The 7,460-nt window shown below is 68.6% G+C and carries 8 protein-coding genes; all 8 read left to right on the top strand.

Annotation, left to right across the window (positions count from 1 at the left end; translation table 11 throughout):
- On the top strand, nucleotides 1–700 hold a 700-nt coding region (locus G3N93_RS29975), incomplete at its 5' end, for an acetaldehyde dehydrogenase (acetylating) (RefSeq protein ID WP_206134576.1).
- A 13-nt stretch (nucleotides 701–713) separates the two neighbouring features.
- Nucleotides 714–1,742 (top strand): 4-hydroxy-2-oxovalerate aldolase, encoded by a 1,029-nt coding sequence (gene dmpG, locus G3N93_RS29970; RefSeq protein WP_174939071.1) that lies wholly within the window; start codon nucleotides 714–716, stop codon nucleotides 1,740–1,742.
- On the top strand, nucleotides 1,739–2,512 hold the full coding sequence (locus tag G3N93_RS29965) for a 2-keto-4-pentenoate hydratase (RefSeq protein WP_206134575.1): 774 nt from the start codon (nucleotides 1,739–1,741) through the stop codon (nucleotides 2,510–2,512). The genes dmpG and G3N93_RS29965 overlap by 4 nt, the downstream gene beginning before the upstream one ends.
- Nucleotides 2,509–2,940 carry a RidA family protein gene (locus G3N93_RS29960; protein ID WP_174939076.1) on the top strand — a complete coding sequence of 144 codons (432 nt, stop codon included), beginning with the start codon at nucleotides 2,509–2,511 and terminating at the stop codon, nucleotides 2,938–2,940. The genes G3N93_RS29965 and G3N93_RS29960 overlap by 4 nt, the downstream gene beginning before the upstream one ends.
- 49 nt (nucleotides 2,941–2,989) lie before the next feature.
- Nucleotides 2,990–3,514 (top strand): 3-hydroxyanthranilate 3,4-dioxygenase, encoded by a 525-nt coding sequence (locus G3N93_RS29955; protein WP_206134574.1) that lies wholly within the window; start codon nucleotides 2,990–2,992, stop codon nucleotides 3,512–3,514.
- 32 nt (nucleotides 3,515–3,546) lie between these two features.
- A complete protein-coding gene (locus G3N93_RS29950) occupies nucleotides 3,547–4,572 on the top strand; it encodes an amidohydrolase family protein (protein WP_174982478.1) in 1,026 nt (341 codons plus the stop codon).
- 43 nt (nucleotides 4,573–4,615) lie between these two features.
- The gene (gene kynU, locus G3N93_RS29945; protein ID WP_174939082.1) at nucleotides 4,616–5,845 is read left to right on the top strand and encodes a kynureninase; all 1,230 of its coding nucleotides are present in this window, start codon (nucleotides 4,616–4,618) and stop codon (nucleotides 5,843–5,845) included.
- 105 nt (nucleotides 5,846–5,950) lie between these two features.
- Complete coding sequence (locus G3N93_RS29940) at nucleotides 5,951–7,366, top strand: amino acid permease (RefSeq protein WP_174939084.1); 1,416 nt, start codon at nucleotides 5,951–5,953, stop codon at nucleotides 7,364–7,366.
- The last annotated feature ends 94 nt before the right edge of the window (nucleotides 7,367–7,460 follow it).

The following is a 7,460-nucleotide window of genomic DNA, read 5'->3' as shown; positions in this document are numbered from 1 at the left end:
GTCGGCCGGCGCGCATGCGCGCCATGCGGAGGTGCTCGGCCGTCACGGCGTGCAGGTGATCGACCTGACGCCGGCCGCGATCGGGCCGTTCGTCGTGCCGGTGGTCAACCTGTTCGAGCATCTCGACGCGCCGAACCTGAACATGGTGACCTGCGGCGGCCAGGCGACGATCCCGGTCGTGCACGCGGTGTCGCGCGTCGCGCCGGTGCATTACGCGGAAATCGTCGCGTCGATCTCGAGCCGCTCGGCCGGCCCCGGCACGCGCGCGAACATCGACGAATTCACCGAAACGACGTCGAAGGCGATCGAGACGGTCGGCGGCGCCGCGCGCGGCAAGGCGATCATCGTGCTGAACCCGGCCGAGCCGCCGCTGATGATGCGCGACACCGTGTACTGCCTGACCGACGAAGACGCCGACACCACCGCGATCGAGCATTCGATCCGCACGATGGTCGACGCGGTCGCGAGCTACGTGCCCGGCTACCGGCTCAAGCAGGCCGTCCAGTTCGACCGCTACACGGCCGCGCAGCCGCTCGCGTTCGACGCGGGCGAGCGCCGCGCGGGGCTGAAGGTCAGCGTGTTTCTCGAAGTCGAAGGCGCCGCGCATTACCTGCCGTCGTATGCGGGGAACCTGGACATCATGACGTCGGCCGCGCTCGCGGCCGCGGAACAGATCGCGGCCAGCCGCGTCGCAGCGTGACGGGAGATCGGCGATGACCGACCAGACGAACAAGATCTATCTATCTGACGTGACGCTGCGCGACGGCATGCATGCGATCCGCCATCAGTATTCGCTTGACCACGCCGTCGCGATTGCGCGTGCGCTCGACGACGCGGGCGTCGACAGCATCGAGGTCGCGCACGGCGACGGGCTGTCGGGGTCGAGCTTCAACTACGGCTTCGGCGCGCATACCGACCTGCAGTGGATCGAGGCGGTGGCCGGCACGGTGAAGCGTGCGCAGGTCGCGACGCTGCTGCTGCCGGGCATCGGCACCGTGCACGACCTGCGCGCCGCGTACGACGCCGGCGCGCGCATCGTGCGGATCGCGACGCACTGCACCGAAGCCGACATCTCGAAGCAGCACATCGCGTATGCACGCGAACTCGGGATGGACACCGTCGGCTTCCTGATGATGTCGCACATGACGTCGCCGGACGCGCTCGCGCAGCAGGCGAAGCTGATGGAAAGCTACGGCGCGCAGTGCGTGTACGTGGTCGATTCGGGCGGCGCGCTCGGCATGCGCGACGTGGCCGCGCGCTTCGATGCGCTGAAGGCCGTGCTCGACCCGGCCACGCAGACCGGCATGCACGCGCACCACAACCTGTCGCTCGGCGTCGCGAACTCGATCGTCGCGCTCGAACACGGCTGCGACCGCATCGATGCGTCGCTGACGGGCATGGGCGCGGGCGCCGGCAACGCGCCGCTCGAAGTGTTCGTCGCGGCGGTCGACCGCCTCGGGCTGCATCACGGCTGCGACGTGAAGCAGCTGATCGACGCGGCGGAAGACATCGTGCGCCCGTTGCAGGAGCGCCCGGTGCGGGTGGACCGCGAAACGCTCGCGCTCGGCTATGCGGGCGTGTATTCGAGCTTCCTGCGCCACACCGAAGCGGCCGCCGCGAAATACGGGCTGTCGGCGTTCGACATCATGGTCGAGCTCGGCCGGCGGCGGATGGTCGGCGGGCAGGAGGACATGATCGTCGACGTCGCGCTCGACATGCTGAAGGCACGGGAGGCCGCATGACCGATCTCGACAGGCTGGCTGCCCGCGTCGACGACGCCGCGCGTCACGCGGAGGCGATCGCGCAGCTGACGACCGGCGCCACGTTCTCGCTCGACGAGGCCTATGTGATCCAGCGCGCGTCGATCGAGCGCCGGATCGATCGCGGCGAGACGATGGTCGGCGTGAAGCTCGGCTTCACGAGCCGCGCGAAGATGGTCCAGATGGGCGTCGACAGCCTGATCTGGGGCTGGCTCACCGACACGATGCTGGAAGAGGACGGCGGGCACGTCGCGCTCGGACGCTTCATCCATCCGCGCGTGGAGCCGGAAGTGTGCTTTCTCACGCGCCGCGACATCGACCGGCCGCTGACGCTGCTCGAAGCATCCGGCTACCTGGAGGCCGTCGCGCCGGCGATGGAGATCATCGATTCGCGCTACCGCGATTTCCGCTTCACGCTGGAGGACGTGGTGGCCGACAACTGCTCGTCGGCCGGCCTGACGATCGGCCCGTGGAGCACGCGTTTCGACGGGCTGCGCAACGCGGGCGTCGTGATGCGGATCAACGGCCGCGTGGTCCAGACCGGCTCGACCGCCGCGATCCTCGGCGATCCGCTGCGCTCGGTCGTGCAGGCGTCGCGGCTGATCGCGGCGAGCGGGCTGGTGCTGCCGGCCGGCTCGCTGATCGTGGCCGGCGCGGCGACGGCCGCCGATGCGTTACCTGCCGGCGCGCACGTGCACTGCACGGTGCACGGGCTCGGCAGCACCGAATTCACCACCACTCGACCATCATGAGCCAAGACCATTCGATCCAGGGCCGCGTCGTGCCCGGCAAGGCCACGCCGCGCGGCCGCTTCCCGCACATCACGCGTGCGGGCGATTTCCTGTTCGTGTCGGGCACCAGTTCGCGGCGGCCCGACAACACGATCGCGGGCGCGTCGGCCGACGCGCTCGGCACCGTGCAGCTCGACATCCGCGAGCAGACGCGCACGGTGATCGAGAACATCCGCGACATCCTGCGCAGCGAAGGCGCCGATCTGTCGTCGCTCGTCGAGATTTCGTCGTTCCTCGTGAACATGAACGATTTCGGCGGCTACAACGCGGTGTACGGCGAGTATTTCGACGAAACCGGCCCGACGCGCACGACGGTCGCGGTGCATCAGCTGCCGCATCCGCATCTGCTGATCGAGATGAAGGCGATCGCGTACGCACCGAAAAAATGACATGCGCGGCGAGGGGGCGTTTCACGTCGCCCGCCCGGAGGAGACGACCATGCTGAAGTACGGCAACCCGTTCAATTTCTCGCGCTGGATCGACGAGCACGCGCACCTGCTGAAGCCGCCGGTGGGCAACCAGCAGGTGTGGCAGGACAGCGATTTCATCGTGACCGTCGTCGGCGGCCCGAATCATCGCACCGACTATCACGACGATCCGTTCGAGGAATTCTTTTACCAGTTGCGCGGCAACGCGTACCTGCACCTGTGGATCGACGGCAAGCGCGAACGCGTGGACCTGAAGGAAGGCGACATGTTCCTGCTGCCGCCGCACGTGCGGCATTCGCCGCAGCGCCCCGAAGCCGGCAGCGCGTGCCTCGTGATCGAGCGCCAGCGGCCGGCGGGCGTCGTCGACGGGTTCGAGTGGTACTGCGACGCGTGCGGGCATCTCGTCCATCGCGTCGAGGTGCAGCTCAAGAGCATCGTCACCGACCTGCCGCCGCTGTTCGATGCGTTCTACGCGTCGGACACGCTGCGCCGTTGCGCGCACTGCGGCCACGTGCATTCCGGCAACGCGGCCTGAGTCCGCCGCGCCTTCAACCCGACAGAACGACGATGACACTTCGAATCGACATGCATTCGCACTTCTTTCCGCCGATCTCGCGGGAAGAGGCCGCGCGCCTCGACGCGCAGCGCGCGCCGTGGCTGCGCATCGACGCGGACGGCCAGAACGGGATGATCATGACGGGCGACCGTGCGTTTCGCCCGGTCTACCGCGCACTGTGGGACCCGGCCGCGCGCCTGGAAGAGATGGACGCGCTCGGCATCGACATCCAGCTGATGTGCGCGACGCCCGTGATGTTCGGCTACGACAGCGCGCCGCACGATGCGCACGACTGGGCGATGCGGATGAACGACCGCGCGCTCGAACTGTGCGCGCATGCGCCCGACCGGATGCTCGCGCTTGCGCAGGTGCCGCTGCAGGACGTCGAGCTCGCGTGCCGCGAAGCGACACGCGCGCATCGCGCCGGCCATCGCGGCGTGCAGATCGGCAACCACCTCGGGCCGCTCGACCTCGACGACGAACACCTCGTCACGTTCCTCGCGCATTGCGCGAACGACGGCATTCCGGTGCTCGTGCATCCGTGGGACATGATGACCGACGGCCGGATGAAGAAGTGGATGCTGCCGTGGCTCGTTGCGATGCCGGCCGAGACGCAGCTCAGCATGGTGTCGCTGATCCTGTCCGGCGCGTTCGAGCGGATTCCGCGCACGCTGAAGCTGTGCTTCGCGCACGGCGGCGGCAGCTTCGCGTTCCTGCTCGGTCGCGTGCAGAACGCGTGGGAGCAGCGCGACATCGTGCGCGAGGACTGCCCGCATCCGCCCGTCAGCTATCTCGACCGCTTCCACGTGGACAGCGCGGTATTCGATCGCGGCGCGCTGCGCCTGCTGGTCGACACGATGGGCGAGGACCGCGTGATGCTCGGCTCCGACTATCCGTTCCCGCTCGGCGAGCAACGGATCGGCTCGCTCGTCGAGCAGCATCCCGATCTCTCCGAACCCGCGAAAGCCAAGATCCTCGGCGGCAACGCGCTGCGCTTCTTCGACCTGCCGCCGGCCGCGGCGTCGCGCGCGGCCTGACGCCCCTTACGACGACCATCATTCAAGAAGGAAACCTGATTTCATGACCACACGCGAACACTGCGCCGCGCTCGATGCGGCCGACCCGCTCGCCCACTGCCGCGCGCGCTTCGACCTGCCCGCCGACACGATCTATCTCGATGGCAACTCGCTCGGCGCGATGCCGGCGAACGTGCCGGCGCGCATGCAGCGCGCGCTCCAGCACGAATGGGCGCACGGGCTGATCCGCTCGTGGAACGACGCCGACTGGTATCCGGCGCCGCAGCGCACCGGCGACAAGATCGCGAAGCTGATCGGCGCGGGCGACGGCGAGGTGATCGTCGCCGATTCCACGTCGGTGAATCTCTTCAAGGTGCTGGTGGCGGCCACGCGGATGCGGCCGGGGCGCCGCGTGATCCTCGCGGAGCGCACCAACTTCCCGACCGACGTCTACATTGCGGCGAGCGTCGCCGAAATGACCGGTTGCGAGCTGCGCTGCGTCGATCCGGACGACATCGTCGCGGCGATCGACGACAGCGTCGCGGTCGTGTCGCTGACGCACGTGAACTACAAGAGCGGCAAACGCTATGACATGGCGGCCGTCACGCGCCTGGCGCACGAGGCCGGCGCGCTGAGCGTGTGGGACCTGTGCCACTCGGCCGGCGCGATGCCGATCGGGCTGAACGCGTGCGACGCGGACTTCGCGGTCGGCTGCGGCTACAAGTACCTGAACGGCGGGCCCGGCGCACCGGCCTACGTGTTCGTCGCGTCGCGGCATCTCGCGAGCGTGCGGCAGCCGCTGACGGGCTGGCACGGCCACGCGAAGCCGTTCGACTTCACGCACGACTACGCGCCGCACCCCGCGATCGACCGGATGCTGACGGGCACCGCGCCGCAGCTCGGCGTGATCGCGCTCGAAGCCGCGCTCGACGCATTCGACGGCGTCGATCTCGACGTGCTGCGCGACAAGAGCGTCGCGCTCGGCGACCTGTTCATCGCGCTCGTCGACCAGGAACTCGCGGGCCTCGGCTTCACGCTCGCGTCGCCGCGCGACGCCGCGCAGCGCGGCAGCCAGGTGTCGCTCGCGCACGAGCAGGGCTATGCGATCGTGCAGGCGCTGATCGCGCGCAACATGATCGGCGACTTCCGCGCACCCGACATCCTGCGCTTCGGCTTCGCGCCGCTGTACGTGCGCTACGTCGACGTGTGGGACACGATCGCCGCGCTGAAGGACGTGGTGACGAGCGGCGCATGGAACACCGACGCATTCCTCGCGCGCAAGTCGGTGACCTGACGGCCCGCGCAATCCGGCACGCAGTACGACGCAACACGACGCAACAGAACGAGATCGGACGACGTCCCGCGCCACGCGGGGCGCGTTCGACGAAGGAGACACGGCATGAACCAGCGGCAGGGATTCGACGCGATCGTCGAACGTGAGAAGGGGTTGCATCGCGGGCTGTCCACCGCGCAGTTGTCGATGATCGCGATCGGCGGCGCGATCGGGACGGGGCTGTTCCTCGGCAGCGGCTTCGCGATCGGCTTCGCGGGGCCGAGCGTGCTCGTCAGCTATGCGATCGGCGCGCTGATCGCGCTGCTGCTGATGGGCTGCCTCGCCGAGATGACGGTCGCGCACCCGACGTCGGGCTCGTTCGGCGCGTATGCCGAGCATTACGTGAGCCCGTTGGCCGGCTTCCTCGTGCGCTACGCGTACTGGGCGTCGATCGTGTTCGCGGTCGGCACCGAGGTGACGGCGATCGCCGTCTACATGAAGTACTGGTTTCCGGCCGTGCCCGGCTGGTACTGGATCGTCGGCTTCTCGGTCGCGCTGATCGGCATCAACCTGGTCAGCGTGAAGGTGTTCGGCGCGGTCGAGTACGTGTTCTCGATGCTGAAGATCGCCGCGATCGTCGCGTTCATCGCGCTCGGCGCGGTGGTCGTGTTCGGTGCGCCGGCGGGCTCCGGCATCGGCTTCGCGAACTACACGGCGCACGGCGGCTTCTTTCCGAAGGGCGTATGGGGGATGTGGGTCGCGGTGATCGTGTCGATCTTCAGCTACCTGAGCATCGAGATGATCGCGGTCGCGGCCGGCGAGGCGCGCGACCCGCACCAGGCGATCACGCGTGCGTTCCGCGCGACGATGGCGCGCCTCGTGTTCTTCTACCTGCTGACGCTCGCGCTGATGCTGGCGATCGTCCCGTGGACGGCGGCCGGCTCCGACGAAAGCCCGTTCGTGAAGGTGATGGCTGCGACGCACGTGCCGGGCGCGGCCGGCGTGATCAACTTCGTGATCCTGGTGGCCGCGCTGTCGGCGATGAACAGCCAGCTCTACATCACGACGCGGATGATGTTCAGCCTGTCGCGCGCCGGCTACGCGCCGAAGGCGCTCGGCCGGCTGACGGGCCACGGCGTGCCGGCGGCCGCGCTCGGCCTGTCCGCGATCGGGATCGCGCTCGCGACCGTGCTGAACGTGCTGTATCCGGACACGTCGTTCGTGATGATGATGTCGGTGTCGATGTTCGGCGCGATGTTCACGTGGCTGATGATCTTCGTCACGCACCTGTTCTTCCGCCGGCACCACCGCGGCCAGACGCTCGCGTTCCGGATGTGGGGCTTCCCGGTCACGTCGCTGCTCGGCGCCGCGCTGATGTTCGCGGCGCTGGTGACGACGTACTTCACGCGCGAGTTCCGGATGACGCTGTTCTGCGGCGTGCCGTTCATGATCGTGCTGTCGGTCGTCTACGCGGTGTGGTATCGCGGCAAGGGCGCCGAGCCGGCGGGCGGGCGCGAGGGCGTTCACGTGCCGGGGCAGTGACGGGGCGACGCACCCGCGCTGCGGCGCTTCCCGGCGGCAACCGCACGCGGTGATGTCCGATCGCGCGTGCAGTTGGTACGATCGCCCGTATCGA

The sequence above is a fragment of the Burkholderia sp. Se-20378 genome (assembly GCF_017104665.1).
Lineage (GTDB): Bacteria > Pseudomonadota > Gammaproteobacteria > Burkholderiales > Burkholderiaceae > Burkholderia > Burkholderia lata.
The sequence above is the reverse complement of the archived record's forward strand: the minus strand, read 5'-3'. Positions and strand labels throughout refer to the sequence as shown.